Origin of the sequence: Bacteroides celer (assembly GCF_002632415.2) — a bacterium.
In the GTDB taxonomy this organism is placed as follows: Bacteria; Bacteroidota; Bacteroidia; order Bacteroidales; family Bacteroidaceae; genus Bacteroides.
Genome location: NZ_CP178209.1, coordinates 1,647,947 through 1,664,592, shown reverse-complemented (window position 1 = coordinate 1,664,592; position 16,646 = coordinate 1,647,947). Strand labels below are relative to the sequence as shown.

The 16,646-nt window shown below is 38.4% G+C and carries 21 protein-coding genes; 8 read left to right on the top strand and 13 right to left on the bottom strand.

Going from position 1 to position 16,646, the window contains the following annotated elements; all coding sequences use genetic code 11:
* Positions 1-10 precede the first annotated feature (10 nt).
* From CJF29_RS06280 to CJF29_RS06250, 7 genes are all read right to left on the bottom strand, one after another.
* Positions 11-1,180 carry a DUF418 domain-containing protein gene (locus tag CJF29_RS06280; RefSeq protein WP_099147427.1) on the bottom strand — a complete coding sequence of 390 codons (1,170 nt, stop codon included), beginning with the start codon at positions 1,178-1,180 and terminating at the stop codon, positions 11-13.
* An 83-nt stretch (positions 1,181-1,263) separates the two neighbouring features.
* Entirely contained in the window at positions 1,264-2,136 is an 873-nt protein-coding gene (locus tag CJF29_RS06275; protein WP_004301944.1) for a pyridoxamine kinase, read from the bottom strand.
* Between the two features lie 135 nt (positions 2,137-2,271).
* Positions 2,272-2,853: a LutC/YkgG family protein gene (locus CJF29_RS06270; RefSeq protein WP_004301943.1), complete on the bottom strand. Its 582-nt coding sequence runs from the start codon at positions 2,851-2,853 to the stop codon at positions 2,272-2,274.
* Positions 2,850-4,235 (bottom strand): lactate utilization protein B, encoded by a 1,386-nt coding sequence (locus tag CJF29_RS06265; RefSeq protein WP_004301942.1) that lies wholly within the window; start codon positions 4,233-4,235, stop codon positions 2,850-2,852. The genes CJF29_RS06270 and CJF29_RS06265 overlap by 4 nt, the downstream gene beginning before the upstream one ends.
* Positions 4,232-4,972: a (Fe-S)-binding protein gene (locus CJF29_RS06260; protein ID WP_004301941.1), complete on the bottom strand. Its 741-nt coding sequence runs from the start codon at positions 4,970-4,972 to the stop codon at positions 4,232-4,234. Before CJF29_RS06260 ends, CJF29_RS06265 begins: the two co-directional genes overlap by 4 nt.
* Before the next feature lie 52 nt (positions 4,973-5,024).
* Positions 5,025-5,570 (bottom strand): 7-carboxy-7-deazaguanine synthase QueE, encoded by a 546-nt coding sequence (locus tag CJF29_RS06255; protein WP_009000631.1) that lies wholly within the window; start codon positions 5,568-5,570, stop codon positions 5,025-5,027.
* A gap of 20 nt (positions 5,571-5,590) precedes the next feature.
* Positions 5,591-5,947, bottom strand: a complete 357-nt coding sequence (locus tag CJF29_RS06250; protein ID WP_009000630.1) for a 6-pyruvoyl trahydropterin synthase family protein — start codon at positions 5,945-5,947, stop codon at positions 5,591-5,593.
* Positions 5,948-6,076: 129 nt separating this feature from the next.
* Between CJF29_RS06250 and CJF29_RS06245 the strand changes: the two genes are divergently transcribed.
* Positions 6,077-6,436, top strand: a complete 360-nt coding sequence (locus CJF29_RS06245) for a YbaN family protein (protein WP_074638736.1) — start codon at positions 6,077-6,079, stop codon at positions 6,434-6,436.
* Here CJF29_RS06245 and CJF29_RS06240 read toward each other — a convergent pair.
* Positions 6,406-6,972 (bottom strand): nucleosidase, encoded by a 567-nt coding sequence (locus CJF29_RS06240; protein WP_074638735.1) that lies wholly within the window; start codon positions 6,970-6,972, stop codon positions 6,406-6,408. The genes CJF29_RS06245 and CJF29_RS06240 overlap by 31 nt on opposite strands.
* Positions 6,973-7,197: 225 nt before the next feature.
* Positions 7,198-7,524: a DUF1493 family protein gene (locus CJF29_RS06235; RefSeq protein ID WP_004301936.1), complete on the bottom strand. Its 327-nt coding sequence runs from the start codon at positions 7,522-7,524 to the stop codon at positions 7,198-7,200.
* A 529-nt stretch (positions 7,525-8,053) separates the two neighbouring features.
* Between CJF29_RS06235 and CJF29_RS06230 the strand changes: the two genes are divergently transcribed.
* Positions 8,054-8,782 (top strand): hypothetical protein, encoded by a 729-nt coding sequence (locus CJF29_RS06230; RefSeq protein ID WP_009000629.1) that lies wholly within the window; start codon positions 8,054-8,056, stop codon positions 8,780-8,782.
* A gap of 72 nt (positions 8,783-8,854) precedes the next feature.
* Positions 8,855-9,601, top strand: a complete 747-nt coding sequence (locus CJF29_RS06225) for a hypothetical protein (protein ID WP_099147429.1) — start codon at positions 8,855-8,857, stop codon at positions 9,599-9,601.
* Positions 9,602-9,650: 49 nt separating this feature from the next.
* Here CJF29_RS06225 and CJF29_RS06220 read toward each other — a convergent pair whose 3' ends face one another.
* The gene (locus tag CJF29_RS06220) at positions 9,651-9,971 is read right to left on the bottom strand and encodes a hypothetical protein (RefSeq protein ID WP_009000627.1); all 321 of its coding nucleotides are present in this window, start codon (positions 9,969-9,971) and stop codon (positions 9,651-9,653) included.
* A 38-nt stretch (positions 9,972-10,009) separates the two neighbouring features.
* Positions 10,010-10,372 (bottom strand): hypothetical protein, encoded by a 363-nt coding sequence (locus CJF29_RS06215; protein WP_255299435.1) that lies wholly within the window; start codon positions 10,370-10,372, stop codon positions 10,010-10,012.
* A 17-nt stretch (positions 10,373-10,389) separates the two neighbouring features.
* On the opposite strand from CJF29_RS06215, the gene CJF29_RS06210 reads away from it, so the two are divergent.
* Positions 10,390-11,322, top strand: coding sequence for an IS982 family transposase (locus tag CJF29_RS06210; RefSeq protein WP_413544527.1), 933 nt, complete (start codon positions 10,390-10,392; stop codon positions 11,320-11,322).
* On the opposite strand, the gene CJF29_RS06205 is transcribed toward CJF29_RS06210, so the two are convergent.
* Positions 11,319-11,498: a hypothetical protein gene (locus tag CJF29_RS06205; RefSeq protein ID WP_141561014.1), complete on the bottom strand. Its 180-nt coding sequence runs from the start codon at positions 11,496-11,498 to the stop codon at positions 11,319-11,321. The two genes, CJF29_RS06210 and CJF29_RS06205, sit on opposite strands and share 4 nt — an antisense overlap.
* Before the next feature lie 443 nt (positions 11,499-11,941).
* Between CJF29_RS06205 and CJF29_RS06200 the strand changes: the two genes are divergently transcribed.
* Positions 11,942-12,418, top strand: a complete 477-nt coding sequence (locus tag CJF29_RS06200) for a hypothetical protein (RefSeq protein ID WP_009000625.1) — start codon at positions 11,942-11,944, stop codon at positions 12,416-12,418.
* A gap of 175 nt (positions 12,419-12,593) precedes the next feature.
* Positions 12,594-13,190 carry a hypothetical protein gene (locus tag CJF29_RS06195; protein ID WP_081352755.1) on the top strand — a complete coding sequence of 199 codons (597 nt, stop codon included), beginning with the start codon at positions 12,594-12,596 and terminating at the stop codon, positions 13,188-13,190.
* A gap of 110 nt (positions 13,191-13,300) precedes the next feature.
* On the opposite strand, the gene CJF29_RS06190 is transcribed toward CJF29_RS06195, so the two are convergent.
* Positions 13,301-13,819 carry a hypothetical protein gene (locus tag CJF29_RS06190; RefSeq protein WP_009000623.1) on the bottom strand — a complete coding sequence of 173 codons (519 nt, stop codon included), beginning with the start codon at positions 13,817-13,819 and terminating at the stop codon, positions 13,301-13,303.
* A gap of 559 nt (positions 13,820-14,378) precedes the next feature.
* Here CJF29_RS06190 and CJF29_RS06185 point away from each other — a divergent pair.
* Positions 14,379-14,792 carry an HU family DNA-binding protein gene (locus CJF29_RS06185; RefSeq protein WP_009000622.1) on the top strand — a complete coding sequence of 138 codons (414 nt, stop codon included), beginning with the start codon at positions 14,379-14,381 and terminating at the stop codon, positions 14,790-14,792.
* Between the two features lie 6 nt (positions 14,793-14,798).
* Positions 14,799-16,598, top strand: a complete 1,800-nt coding sequence (locus CJF29_RS06180; RefSeq protein WP_099146228.1) for a hypothetical protein — start codon at positions 14,799-14,801, stop codon at positions 16,596-16,598.
* Positions 16,599-16,646: the final 48 nt, after the last annotated feature.

Here is a 16,646-nt window from a genome sequence, read left to right as displayed (position 1 = left end):
GACAAAGTCTCTAAATCCAAGTTCCTTTACGCCATAAGAATTCGAGTGGTCCCTGTTTATGGCGGGCAAGCCACCAACGACTGAATATCAACTGAACGGTAAAGATGAGCAATGCAATAAGCAGACTTGCCGTTGCTCCGGCATATTTGTACATCGCTAATCCGAATCCATAATAGATGGTAACTCCCATAATTGACTGGGATATGTAGTTCGTCAGACTCATACGACCGTAAGGAATCAGCAAACTTTGCCAGCTATACCCTTTCTCTTTCTTAAACCAAAGCAGGGTGAAGATAGAAACCAGAATAATCATAAAGGCAAAATTGGCATAAGACGGAACTGCTATGTTATAAGGAACTTGTATGGAAGGATTAGTGAGTAAATCCGGTACAAAGGTTTTCAGGCAATAGAGAGGAATGAACGCAAGGATAGTGCCTATCAGCATCTTCTTCCAGAAACACACGGATTCTTCATTCTTTATTAAATATTTCCGGCGTCCGAGCAACATTCCGAACATGAATAAAGCAGCCGTCTGAAACAAACGACCATTTTCTACTTGCCAGATGTTACTGTATAATTGTCCGTCGATAATGTTAGACCGCAATACTTCAAGGAAGTTGCCGTTGAGCGTCGCCTCCTGCGCACGTATGGCATAAGGCACGCAATGACCGGTCACTGCCACATAATCAGGATTTATCATTGCATAAACGGCACGTCCCCACTCATAAGGCTGAAGAAGCAGAATCAGGGCAATCCAGAAAACCGTTTTATCTTTTAGCTTGCAAACCGGTATCAATGCAAAGCCTACTACGGCATAGAGTAAAAGAATATCCCCGTTATAAAATAAAGCGTGCAACTGCGCAAACAGGAAAAGCAAACACAACCGCCAGGCAAATCGTCCGCGGAAGTCTATGCCACGCTTCTCCGCATTGTGAAACTGAATGTAAAAACTAAAGCCAAACAACAATGAGAAAGTAGCGTAAGCCTTTCCGGCGAATAAGAAAAACATGGTATCCCACGCATATTTATCAATCGTTTGCAACCATGCAGGCATATTCTCCGGTATAAAAAACAGATTATAATGCTCCAGATTATGTAATAATACAATTGCCAAAAGGGCAAATCCGCGCAGAGCATCCACTACTCCAAGACGTTCGGATGTTTTCAGTGTTTGAGTCATTAGATATAATTATTTCAGATTACTTTAGCGGCGGTAAAAGTAAAGGAAATATCTGGAACTCAAAAATTTGTGGATGTAAAAGATTAAATCAATTCATAACTGGCCATCTGTATCGGCATATCCAGATTGTGAAGTACTTTCTCCAACAGAATACCCTCCCGATTGTCATATTCATACCCGAAAGTGGCACGGATTCCTTGCAGGATAAATTGAGTGGCACGGTCTAATGCCATCGGCAAGCTGTCTCCCTGCATCAAAGAGCCGGTTATGACACTTGTAAAAGTATCTCCCGTACCGGGATAATGTGCAGGCAGATAAGGACAGGTCACTTTCCAGTAGCGGTTTCCCTGACGGTTATAAGCATAGACAGACGTTTTATGGGGTTCATCATGCACGGGGACACTGGTTATGATAACCACTTGCGGACCTTTATCGGACAAAAGGCGAAGATATTCTTTCAGCTCTTCATCCGTGTTGTCTGCTTTATAGGGTTCATCCAATAAATAAAATAACTCCGTCAGATTGGGAGTAATCACATCTGCTTTGGTTATCAGATGGCGCATTTCTTTCACCATCTCCATATCAAAGTTAGTGTACAGCCGGCCGTTATCTCCCAACACCGGATCGGCAACTATCAGGCTATCCGGCTGACGAAAGTCTTTGATAAAATCAGAAACAATCTGAATCTGTTTCGGAGAGCCCAGATATCCGGTGTAGATAGCGTCAAACTGTACCTCCAGTTTCTTCCACTGGGCAATAATCTTTGGCATTTCATCCGTCAGGTCGAGGAAGGAGAAACCGGGATATTGCGTATGGTTGGATAATACAGCTGTAGGAAGCGGACAAACCTGAAAGCCCATAGATGAAAGAATAGGAATAACGACAGTGAGAGATACGCGTCCCATTCCCGAAAGGTCATGAACGGCGGCTATTTTCTTTACTTTATTGGCATACATATCATTTAAATTTAAACATTTGACTACTCTTCTATGAACGAACCGGAACAGAGGCTCTATTTACAATAAACAGAAGTTCTGTTTATACCGAACAGAGGCTCTACTTCCTACCAATAGAGCCTCTGTTTTGAAACACTAGATTAATATCACTAATACGTCCCGTGCCCCATGTGCTCCCATCACCAATGCCTGTTCAATGTCGGCAGTCTTCGAAGGACCGGAGATGAATGTTCCGAATTGATATTCCTGTCCATCCAGCTCCCGATAAGCATCATACATGGTATTCACGATTTTATTCCGGTCGAGCAGGATAACCAGCTTTTCCGAGATAAAATAAATAGCTTTATATTTCACCGTCTGCGGTATCCAAATGGCTCCGTTCTCGGCAACTCCTATTTCTCCTTTCACTACGGCTACATCGGTGCCATCCAACTCTTTCGGATCATCCAGATTGTCGGGATTAAATGTCGCGCAGGAAATATCCGGTAAGACGGAAGCAATGCGCATAGCATCCGGATAAGTCCGGCGTATTACCGCATTCACATCTTCTCCTTCGCCCAATACCACTGCTGTGCCACCCACTGCACGACTGATTGCACAAAATTGTTCTATCTTGTCAGGATACGACAATCGCTCCATATCCGCAATATCCGGTTTATCATAACGAGTTTGCGTATTCTTGCGAATACTGGCTAATATCTCTTCTCTGCTGCTCATTTGGATTCCTCCTTTCCCTGTACTTTGTTCTTCTTCCACATTTCATTGAACGACTCTTTGGCAAATTCCGGCAGTTCACGCCCTTTTCCCCAATCGTCGAGATCGTTGTATTTCATAAAACGGGGCAGACCGTTCACTACCGGAGCCGCCCACAAAGCAGCATTGAACAATGCCGGACGTTCCATCAGGAATTTCATGCCGCCGGACATAATCTTCTTTCCTGTATTGGCTTTTCCCAGTCCGTCCAAATCCTGACGCCACTTGTAAATCTGTTCGGCCAAATCAACTTGCACCGGACAAACATCAGAGCAGGACATACACAGGGAGCAGGCAGAAAGATTATCATAATATTTCTCCGGATCGTGAGCCATGCCCAGATTAATACCGATAGGTCCGGGAATAAAATAGGTATAAGAGTATCCCCCACTTCGGCGATATACCGGGCAGGTATTCATACACGCACCACAACGGATGCAATTCAGTGTCTTGATATGATCGGGCTTGGAAAGCAATGTACTCCGGCCGTTATCTACGATAATGATATGATATTCACCGCCTTCGCGGGGACGGCGGTAATGGGAAGTGTAGGTGGTCACCGGTTGTCCGGTAGCCGAACGGGCAAGCAATCGGGTGAATACCCCCAGTGCATCCAAATCCGGAACAATCTTTTCCATACCGAAAGCGGCGATGTTCAACTTCGGGTAGGAAGTACCCATATCGGCGTTTCCCTCATTCGTGCAGACTACGATGTCGCCGGTTGAAGCTACGGCAAAGTTGGCCCCTGTCATAGCAGCTTCGGCATTCAGGAAGAGAGGTCGCAGGTTCTTACGTGCCGCATGAGTCAGGTAGGTAGGGTCGAAGTTTCCTTCCTCGGTTCCCATCTCCTTTTCGAAAAGTTCGCCTACCTGCTCCCGCTTGATGTGGATGGCAGGCAATACGATGTGACTTGGTTCGAGATGCATCAGTTGCAGGATGCGTTCGCCCAGATCGGACTCTACAACATCAATGCCCCGCTCCATTAGGAAAGGGTTCAATCCGCACTCTTCGGCGAGCATGGATTTACTCTTGATGAAATGGTGCACATTATGTTCATTCAATATCTCATAGACAATGGCGCAGTATTCATCGGCATCTTTTGCCCAATGCACAATGGCGCCGTTGGCAGTAGCGTTCTTCTCGAACTCCAGCAGAAGTTCTTCGAGGTGGCTGTTGGAATATAGTTTCAGTTCGCAAGCCCTGTTGCGCAACTCTTCCCATTCGGGAACTTCCTTGCTCATCTTATCCCTTTTGGCACGGACCATCCAAAGGGTTTCATTATGCCATGCTGCCATCTTGCTGTCCTGCAAGAACTTCTCGGCAGCCTTTGAATGTTTTGTACTCATGATTGCGACGCTAGAATTTCTACAATATGGATAATCTGAATAGGCAGATGCTCCCGTTTGATAACACCTTGCATGTGCATCAGGCAGGAACTGTCCGCTCCGACAATATATTCGGCTCCGGTGGCCATGTGGTCTTTCACCTTATCACGCCCCATGCAGACGGAGACTGCCTGCTCTTCCACGGCAAACATTCCGCCAAAGCCGCAACACTCGTCAATATGGCTGGGTTCGAAAACTTCGATTCCTTCAACCAGATCGAGCAAATCACGCAATTTATTGTAATAAGGAATATTCATCTCGGAGGGAGCGGAAATAAACAGTTCGCGCACCCCATGACAGCTATTATGGATGCTGACCTTATGAGGAAAGCGTGCAGGAATCTTGGAAGGTTTCAATACATCGTGAATAAATTCACAAATATCACAAATCTTTCCCGCAGTCTGACAAACATGTCCTTCTTTCTCTAAGATGCCCGGATGATTCTCTTTCACAAAAGCCACACAACTGGCGGAAGGACCGACTATGTAATCGTACTCCCGGAATAAATCGCCAAAACGGAGCGCCAACTTCATCGATTCATCTTCAAAACCGGCATTTGCCATCGGTTGTCCGCAACAGGTTTGATCCAACGGATAATCGACGTCTACTCCCAAACTTTTCAACAGTTTATACGATGCCACTCCCACATTGGGATATATGGCATTGATATAACAAGGAATAAACAAACCTACTTTCATAACTATATTATGTAATAATTTAAGATTCTTCCGTACCACCCGTCTATTTTGCTCAACGGATGTCGATTAATTTGTGTGTTTGCAGGCTGAGTCTCCATTTGGGATGTCGCATTACACAGTCCACTGTCAAAGCAGTGTTATTACAAGAACAAGGCTGGAGGAAAAAATGTTCGGCAGGAAGTAGTTCAAAAATACTTATATCTTGTCCTTCATAGACAACTTTCACTTCATTCATCCGGTCGATTGCCAGTTTTGCCCCTTGTTTGGGTGAGCAGGTCACCCAGTCGATAGATGCCGGTAAGGGGTGTGTACCGTTGGTTTCGATGGTCACATATTTACCAGCTTGGTGCAAAAGGTCGATCAATTGGTCGTCTATCCATAAGGAAGGTTCGCCACCTGTGAGGACAACGGTAACGGCAGGATATTTTTTCACTTTGGTGATAATTTCTTCATCAGTCATCATTGTTCCTTCTTCGTGTTGTGTGTCGCAAAAGTCACATTTCAGGTTGCAGCCGGAGAAACGCACGAAGATGGCCGGAGTTCCGGTGTGGTAACCTTCGCCCTGCAAACTGTAAAAGATTTCATTAATCTTTCTCATCGTCATACTTGTTTAATTTGCTACTCTTGTCCCTCTGCGCTGGCGGAATCTTTCTCATAGATGACTATGTTTCCTTCCGATTCCTGCACCTCTACCTTATAGCATTGAGGAAGCTGTTTGCACACCCACCGGGCGATATTCTCTGCTGTGGGATTGAACGGAAGTACTTCATTCAGATTTTGATGGTCGAGTTTTTCCATGACCACTTCTTTGATACGGGTGAAATCTACCACCATTCCTTCGGAGTTGAGCCGCATGGAACGGCAATAGACGGTGATAATCCAGTTGTGACCGTGTAAACTGGCGCATTTACTGCGATACGGGAGTACCAGCTTATGAGAAGCCGAGATCTCCATGCGTTTGATTACTGTAAACATGGGTGTATGTATTTTAATAGTTACACGCATCTAATGTCACCTCGATGCAACGGCAAAGGTAATACAAAATAGAGTTTTCATCCAGCAAAGAGTGTTATTTTTTCCCTTTTTTTGCACTATCTTTGCCGCATGAAAACTCTGTATATTGTTTTAGGTAGTATCTCTCTTGCACTCGGCATTCTCGGCATCTTTCTGCCGCTACTGCCTACTACCCCTTTTCTGTTACTCACCGCCGCCCTTTATTTCAAAGGGTCCCCCCGATTATATAACTGGCTGCTCAATCATCGGCACTTCGGTCCTTATATCCGCAATTACCGCGAAAACAAGGCGATCCCTCTCCGAGCCAAAGTAATCTCGCTCGTGTTGATGTGGGGAACTATGCTTTACTGCATTTTCTTCCTGATTCCTTTGATATGGGTAAAGATTCTCCTGGGACTGATTGCCGCAGGGGTCACTTATCATATTCTTTCTTTCAAGATATTAAAGTAATGCGATAGTCCCTGTCGTGCATCGGCAAGTTTATCTTCCCAATGTTTCACGGAGTTATGACCAATAATGTCAGTCACATATTTCACGGAAATAAACGGAATTTCTTTTGAACGGCAAACGAATGCCTGTGCATAGGCTTCCATGTCTACGACATCTCCGCTAACGTGAGTCAATTCTGTAAGAAAGCCATCTCCCGTGTTACAGATTCCTTCTTCTGTCCAGTGCTCGCAATAACCTTTTTCTTCGAGCAAGGCCGATGAATCAATCTCACACTCCAATCCGAACTCTTTCATTTTCTGCATATCACGGTCTACGAACTTGCGGCAGACAAAGATATCTCCTACTTGATGGTTGACTGTTCCGGCACTTCCGATATTGAGTACTAAGTCTGGTTGTACCTGGCAGATTGCTTCTGCCAGATGAAAAGCTGATTTTACTTTTCCAATACCTGTACGAATGTAATAAGGTTCTACATCCGGCCATTTAATCTCTACAAATTCGCCTTGGACGGCGTAGGTTACTAATATTTTCAACATATTCTTCTCTTGATTTATGAATATGCAAAAATAGAATTTTTATCGGAGATTAATCATTCAAGTGCAGAATAAGCCGCAAAATTTGCGGCTTATCTCCTGATTTTAACCGCAACATCCTGTCACAATTAAAATCTCATATCAGATAATCTTATAAGTTTTCACGACTATTCATACTACCTTTTGTTCTTCATTGACGTTTTCATACTTATTCTTATTTTTCAGAAATCAGACCAGTTTTCCTTCTTTCACAGCTCTTTCCAAATCTCCAAGTGTTATTCTTTTTTTGACTTTTTCCTTTCGTCCCAAAATTAAATCTAATAATTTAGGAAGTATCCAATCCCCTTCAGGATAAAAATACTCTTCAAAAACAAACTTTTCAACATTTACATTAAATATCCGACTAAACAAAGAGATAAATTCATAAGCATCATCTCCCTGAAGTTTCAAATCTCTTGCAAGATCAGTCTCACGAGTAAATTCACCACCCCACCGTTCTTCCTCAACAAACTGAATCACTTGTCTCCAAATATCTTCTCCATCCATAATTTTCATTCAAAAATCGTTTTTAATCACATACTGATTATCTGTCACATCATAGCTATGCAGTTCCAATTTTAATACTCGAAAACATATCTCGTTTTATAATCAGAAATATACTTTTTTCTATTTAGTATAAAACTGTAAACCCTTCATTTCCGTCTTTTTTATGTTTATATTTTGTAAAGGAACTAATAAATATCAACACAATCAAAGATTTCACTTTCCTTTTCTGAACACACCCAAAAAACAAATATCAAAAACCTCAAATATATTATTAACTTCAAGTATAGTATATATAACCAATACTCTCTATATAGTCACCATATTGTACATATATACACAACAAATAGCCATTACTCCACGAACATAAAAGATTAAGCATCTTTTTCTCTTCACAATGCCAACATATTAAATATATCATTACCTTTGTCACTGAAAGCAATTTGATTGTCAAGCCAATAGAACAAACAATTTTATTATCAAATATTGAAATAGCCTTTCAACATCTTATTGAATGCATAACTATAAAATAAATAATTCCATGAAAAAAGTATCATTATTGCTTTTAACAATATTACTAACAATTGGTTGTAACCAAAAGCCAAAAGAACAAGTAGTATCTCAAGAATCAAATCCACAGCTCACAGCAGCAGAAATAAGGAATCAAGAAATACAAGACTCTTTAAAGAAAGTAAGAAACGACTCGCTTGCCCTAATTGCATGGGGAGATGTTAAATTTGGGATGAGCATGAGAGAAGCATTAGCTACTGAAACATTTAAGGGTGGAGATAAATTTCCTGATAGTAATCGCATATCAATGAACTTCAATGACGAACGAAATTTCAGAAAAGCTTTTGGGTTAAATGAATCTTCCGAAATCTGGGCCAAATTTCAAGAAAATGAATTAACCAGAATATATATAGAATCACATTATCTAACAGCAAATAGCATTAATGATCTAGTGAGTGATTGTGATATATTTATCAAAAATTTCACAGAAAAATATGGAGAACCTTCATATAAGAAGAGTAAAGTTAATATCTCCGAGTTTAATTCCGGTGAAGAGTTTGAATACGCCAAATTCCAAATAGGAGATAAGACGATAACAATAGTATTAGGAGAATTAAGCAGTGAAGTCAAATTCTACTACCATGTATATATAGACAATAGCAAGTTCCCCCAAAAGAAGCATGTCATGACAGACAAAGAAAAAAGAGAAGAACAAAAACAAAAAGAAGATACTGAAAAAATAAGAAATAATTCATTCTAAATAAAGTATTAGAAAAATAAAAAAACAATTATGTTTATGCCTCATCACCATAACTCTGAAATAAATAATTCCATGAAAAAAGTATTTTTTCTTCTATTTATGGCTACTATAGTCTCTTTAGTTGGCAATGCCCAAAGCAGAACTAATAGTGATCCTACAGCGCTATCTTATAAATCTAAAGAAATAAAATCTGCCCTATATTGGCAACAAAGCAGTAAAACGGGACGTTGGGAAAGTCGCAAAAACACAAAACGCGTATATCTTGGCGAAGGAGTAGCCATCGAAAATTTCAACAACATATTCATAGGAGAATATAATAATAAGCGTTATCTTTTTTTGGACTTTTATAGATATTTCTGGCGCTATCCTGCATTGAAAAAAGAATGGATGTATTCACGAACAATAATGGCAGCATTACTTACCGACGATGATTATAGCCATTTATCATCGCTTGCTACCAATCAGACACTCTCAATTATACCACGCTTCTACCATAGTATGTATAAAGGACACGCAGAATACTCATTTCCATTCTTTTTAACTTTAGGAGAAACGCTTCTTTCTGCCACAGAAACACTATATAAATCCAATAAAAGAGCATACGGAGAAGAATATGCTAACAAAGAATGGAAAAAAGACTATCCACCTATTAATTTTATAGTTTTGAAACGTATCACAGATTCTGACGGTCAGGACGTTGTACGATTCATTTTATATCCTAAAGCCCTACCAGAGCTTATAGACTACACATATTTCGAGGTTGATTATTCCGTTTATAAGAACCTACTCACAAAGGACAAGAAAGTAAGCTACAAGTAAAAACAAATAAGGCAGGCGAAATCGATATAATAACTACATAAAAGGAGACTCACTTCCCTTTCTTTGCCTTTTTGCCTGTCTGCTTTTCAAACTCTTGTTTAGTGATATCAACAGCATAATTTCCATTAGACATAAAATGCATAAAAGCAATTTGGGTACCTGGGTGACCAGACCAATGATGATATTCTACCTCCCAATAAACGTTTCCATTTTCAATGACGTAATGCGATTCACTTTCAATCTTTCCTGATGATAAAACAGAATTTATCTTATCATATACTGCTCTTCTCCCCATTTTTACCTGCTCCGATTCGCAAGAAGTGAAAACAAATCCACAAAATAGAATTATAGTAAGAATTATCTTTCTCATACTCAACAGTTTCTTATAGCTTTAAGTTTTTAGATTTATTATTTTAAAGAAATAGAACTTTTATCATAATATCCTGTCGCAAATTCATAAGGATAGTTATCACCTCTAATCAATAATTGCTCACCTCCAGTTCCATAATCTGTCATTTTCTCATGTCCCCAATGAACAAAACTTATATAAAGAGTATAGTATTCTCTTTCACCTCCCAAAACTTCTTCCATGTATGGATGTTTAACAAGGTTGAGATCATTCTTATTTATGGAATAATCAACAGAGTGAATACTTGTAAATTTCCCCCCTTTATATGTATAGTACCCTAATTTCCCATTTTCAAAAACTAAGTAACCCGTTGGCGGAATTAATTCACTAAAAAATGTCAGGAAATAAGTTGTGCATATCATTGATTATTAGTATTTTAATGGTGATCAAACTATTAAAATACAGCTCAATTATGCACAACTTATATGCAATATTCGCTAAATTTCTTGATATATGCAAGATGTTTTCTGCTGATTTAGTAAACGAAAAAGGGAATATACCTCGCAGAGGAGTCGTCCCGAAGTTCTCTGACTTAGAAGTGATCAGTTTAAGCCTTGCTGCCGAATCAATAGGTATAGATAGTGAAAGCTTTTTGTTTTCTAAATTAAATGAATACAAAGATGATTTTTCTTCTCTCATATCCCGTCGTCAATATAATGATCGCAGGAAGCTCACTATCGGCTTATGTAATCAGGTGCGTGAAAGAATTGCATCAAAAGTTGATGGTGGAGAAGCTATTTTCTGTATTGATTCTATGCCAATTGAAGTCTGTCGTCCCATAAGGTCAAAACGTTGTAAAATGGGAAAGAATAATTATGATAAAGCTCCCAATTATGGCTATTGTGCTTCACAGGGTAAACATTATTACGGATATAAATTACATTCTCTCTGTGGGTTGAGCGGTGTCATACACTCTTTTGACCTGACAAAGGCGAGTGTTCACGACATTCATTATTTGAAAGACGTAAAGTGTAACTTTCAGAATTGCACCATCATCGGTGATCGTGGATATATTGGAGCAGCCATACAACTTGATTTATTTGAAAAAGCTAATATCAAGTTGGAAGTTCCATATCGGTCGAATCAAAAAGATTGGAAACCTGTATTTAGTCCATTTGCTAAAGCAAGGAAAAGGGTTGAAACGCTTTTTGCACAATTATGCGATCAATTTATGATAATCAGAAATTACGCAAAACAAACAGAAGGATTGTTTACCAGAATTACGGGGAAAATTAGTGCACTTACAATCCTTCAATATATAAACAAGATTAATAACAAACCCATTGGACAAATTAAATATGCACTAATTTAATTCCGCCAACGGGTTAAGTAATATGTATATGAGCCTTTGTTCATTACATATGTTCCCGTACCAGATTCTAATTCATTTGCAGTAATTTGTTTTTCATAAAACTCATCTTTTTCTTCATCTTTGCTACATCCAGCAAACATTAGTGCAGTAATCATTAAGAGCAGTAAATTCTTCATATTTATTTTTGTATGTTTATTGTTTACAAAGGAACTAATAAGTTTGAATACAAGCAATTTTTTTACTTTACTTTTTTGAAGATATTCAAAATACAAATATCAAAAGGCTCAAATACATTATTTATTATAAACATGTTGTGTATATATCTCCAGCGTATTGGATATATATAACCAATGTGCAGGAGATATATAACCAATATGTAGCGCATATATACCATGCGTGTAACATATACATAGCCTGCATGTAGCACATATATACACAACAAACAACTACTACTTATGCAAACATGAAAGATTTAGTACAATTTCTCTTCAATAATGACCCGATTACAAAATATATCATTACCTTTGCCGCAAGAAATAGTTATACAGCGAAACAAACAGGCTTATACTTCTAATTCAAAAACAAACACTTAGACAAAACTAATTTTAAACATATAATAATGAAAAAAATTCTACTTCTATTGGCTATATTGCCAATATTGACAACAGCGTGTTCAAAAGATGATAAATCTACCGAACAAACCTTCTTTGTTAATGTGTACACCAAATGGGAAAATGATGAGGAAGAAATATCAAAACAGGCTTTTGTCTATATCTTCGCAAATGAAAACAAGAGTATTGATAATGCCAAAAGTGCTGAATCTGTAGCAGATGATGGAGTAATCACTTACACAGATGGCAGCAAATCTTCCAAACCTAAATATGCTACTAAATATCAATCCGGTGTGTTTAATATAGAAAACATGCCCAATGGAGAATATATATTATGGGTTACAGATATGAACGAGTACGGTGGTGCATGCTATTCATCATATAAGAAGATATCTGTAAATGAAAGTTATAGAGGTACAAGTGAGAAGAAAGTATTCCTAAGAACTGCACAAGACAGAGGGTTGTACCTCTATCAAAACTGGTAACAAAATGACGATATAATTTTTAAGACATATATTTATAAAGAATTTTTTATTTTTAATTGCAGTTACATTAGTAATAGCTGGATGTAGCAATGACAAACAAGAAGAGATTATTGAACAGACTACCCCACAAGAGATTATAGTAACTTTTGATTATTATTTTTGGGAAAGTGGAAGTATGACAAAAAGTACAGGAAATGAATTATATACTACTTTTTATAATAAATATATAAAAAACAAGACACTTACTCCAAGAAGCTATGCATTGACATTGAAAAATCTGAAAACAGGAGAATCATCTTATATAAGAGGTTATTGGAATAAAAAAGAAGGTGTTAAATTAATGGAAGGCACATACGAAGTTACAGGAACCTCTTCACCTATATATAATAGTTATCTTTATCAGAAGTTAGACACAGTTTATCTAGCGTTTAAAGAAAATATAGCCATAAACAGTAATACCACATCTGTTAATCTTTCCGCAAAATACAATTCTTTCATGTTGATGTTTGATACAGATAATACAAAATCAATCGAATATGGTTATGGAGAAAACAGTAGCAATAATATTGTGTTATCCAAAGTAGACAATATTTATTATATGTTCCTCGACAAACTCTCAATAGCTGGTAACGACAGACTTCGTATAAAGAGAACTAGCGGTTCTGAATCCAACATTGGTATAAGCAAAACTCCTTTTGAAAATGGAAAATACTATTATTTCAACGATATAACTAATTCTTTTGATGTCCCCCCAATGGAACAAGGAAATTAATACAATCTGCATCTCAAGTATTAATATTCACCGTGTAGAATGTTGATACTTGAGATGTTGACTATTAATATCCAAGAAGTCAGGTATTAACTATCAAAATTAAGAATCTTTTAATAATGACAATCTCTTTCTAAATTAAAGAAATCATTAAATCTAACACATTCAACTTTATAGGTATTTTTTCGAATAATGATTCTCGTTGCATAAACAAGCTCCTTAGGAATTAAAGAAGAATTATCTTTTTCCTCTTCTTTTATCTTCAGAATGTTCCATTGGGATACTAGCCCCATCATATATTTTGTAAATAACAGATTGCTTACATATCCAGGTTTATCCTCCGTATTTGTATATGAGATTGTATCTACTTTATTCCAATAAGTCAAATACAAATCTCCTTGAAAGCCCAACATTTCTAAAGCAAATACAGTATCATTAGCTGCCGAATATCTTAGCCTTTCTAATATATTCGACTTTTCCCTATATGCTTGTAGCCCTTTTAGCAGCATAGCATCACCAAACGCTTGAATTTGATTCATGTAGATGTTATTAGCAACCTTCACGAAATTGAGTTGCTGTTTACATCCTCCTAAAACAGCTATAAACATGAATAAATATATTCCTTTCTTCATGACTACTGCATTTTTTTACTTTGCCTATTCCGCTTGCATTATGAATTCAATTAAACCATATCTTTAACTTCATGGATATCATAAAAAACGTGATAAACATATCTCTATTATTATTTAATAAACAAACAGAGACTAAAAAGATTTTGTAAATATATTGATTATTAGAAACAAAATCTATAAAATTTCAAAGAAAAAATACAGAATAATTTTGTTGTTCATTATCCCCTTCGAAATATCGAACCCAATAATATGCGTAAGAATTAATTTGTGCATACTGGATTATAATACAAATAAGAATAGTCTACTTCACAAAAATAGTCTACCTTTGTATCGTCTTAATCGACTAGGTGTTTTTACCAATTCATAAGGAAGATATAATTAGTTCTACTTCATATATTAATAATTCCCCCTTATCTTTTAGCAAATTCATCCGCATGAATTAATCTGTTGCACTTGAGCAACTATTCAGTTATACTTGTGCAACCACCCAGCTACACAAGTCCATTTCTGGATTTACTCAACTGCAATATATAATAGTCATCTAAAAGAAATTATAATTATGAGCATACTTTATAAAACCACTCGTTTTGCAGATACTTTTACCGGCGACAAAGAAACGAATGTGCGGGTACAACTATTATCATGGGACACTTTGGATACCAAAGCTTTTGTTGAATACTTAGCTGACAAAAACAATATCACCAAAGGCGACGCATACAGGAATCTAAGTATGATACTGGAGGGAATAGAGGCCATTCTGAAAGATGGAAATATTCTCAATCTGGATGACTTCGGCAGTTTTTCTCTGAATGGCAGTTTCTGCGAAGACAAAGAACCAGGTGAAAACCACCGGGCAGAATCCATAGAAGTGAAGAATGTTGTATTCAAAGCTGAAAAACGTTTGAAAAAGGCGATAACAGCAGCCGGATTTGAGAAATATAATCCGGAAAGACACAACAAACGAAAATACTAAAACAACATGGAATACGATAGAATTTATTCCATCCGAAAAGGTGAATACTTTGCGGATGCATTGAAACGTGCCGGCAAAGACTTTATCCCGACCAATTGTATCATTAATAAACTCCTTCCCGGATTGGGAGCTACACACTGCGAATTGACGGCACTCCGAAAGTCTATTATTATCGAGCCCAACGTGCCTGTTATTGAGTCTAAAGCAAAGGTACACAAAAACTCATTGGCTATCTATAAAGGAGTCAGCGTCCGGCAAATCACAGACTTTCTGGAGAAGAACCAAGACAAACATTACAAACTGTTGACTACTCCCGAAGGCTTCACCAAAATCAAGGAAGCCATGCTGGCTGTAGATATAGATATGTATACAGAATGTTTCATCTTGTTTGATGAATGTGAAAAGCTAGTGCAGGACGTGCATTATCGTGATTCTATCCGCGAACCGATGAATGATTTTTTCCATTTTCAGCATAAGGCATTGATTTCGGCTACTCCCATCGTACCCGAAAAAGACAATAGCTTCGACAGTTTCATGCGGGTACTGATTCAGCCGGATTACGAATATCGGCAAAAGCTGAAACTAATCACCACCAACAATGTTCTGGAAACTTTGCAGGAGGTGATTGAAGCGAAGCGCGGCACGGTCTGCATTTTCTGCAACAGTATCGATTCGATAGATAGTTTCTATCGATTGATTCCCGAATTGAACAATGCCTGTACTTTTTGTAGTGAAGACGGACAATACAAACTATGGAAAGGCAACCGACGCAAAAAATCAATGATGATTACCGAACTGGAACGTTACAACTTCTTCACTTCACGTTTCTACTCCGCGGTGGATATCTTATGTAAAAACCCGCCACATGTGATTCTCATCAGTGATTTGCATGGCGCAACCCAATCGGTTATCGATCCTACTACCGAAGCCATTCAAATCATCGGACGATTCCGAGGGGGAGTAAATACCGTGACACATATCGCTTCCATCCGGCCGGATCTGGAATGTATGTCAGCCAATGAGATTGATAGTTGGATACAAGGCGCTTCCCATATCTTCAACGGATGGAAAACTCAACTGGCACAAACCTCCAATATTGGTGAACGTACTTTGTTGCAGGAAGCTATCGGAGAAAATTCATATCTCCCCTATCTGGATGCGAATGGAAAACCTGATCCGTTTCTAATAGCAAATTTATATGAGAAAGAGCAAGTGAAGCGACTATATACGTCCACCGATCTGCTTTGCAGTGCCTATCAACAGACCGATTATTTTATATTCTCTCATGAGGAACGTCTCATGCCGGTTTCGGATAATGAACGTATGGCAATCCAGCATCGCTTGGCAAAAAAGAAACGGGCAGAGTTGATCGTCCGCAAGCTGGAAGAAATGGAGAAGATGAGCCGCACTACTGACAAGAAAGTGCAAAAACGCTACCAACGTATGCTGGGAAATCTGCTTACTACGACCAATGACAGGTATATATACGATTGTTTTTGCCGATTTGGAGGAGATTTCATTCGTGAATCAGATTACAACGAGAATAAATTGCGGGCTGCATTGAATGTAAGCAGTGAGCATACGATTAAACAATCCGTGCAGATGCGTAGCTCTATCCAACGTACTTTTCCCATAGGTTCGGAACTTTCCGTTCAGGAAGTGAAAAGTATGCTGAAACAAGTATATAAAAAGATGGGACTGAATACGGGACGAGGGATCACAACCAAAGAACTGGAACAATATGCAGAAATAGAAAAAGGATGGAAACACGACAATAGAACAATCAAAATACTGAAGTTCAAATAATTGGCAATAAAATGCAGTTTTCCTTCCGAAAAAAGCAGAAACACCGTA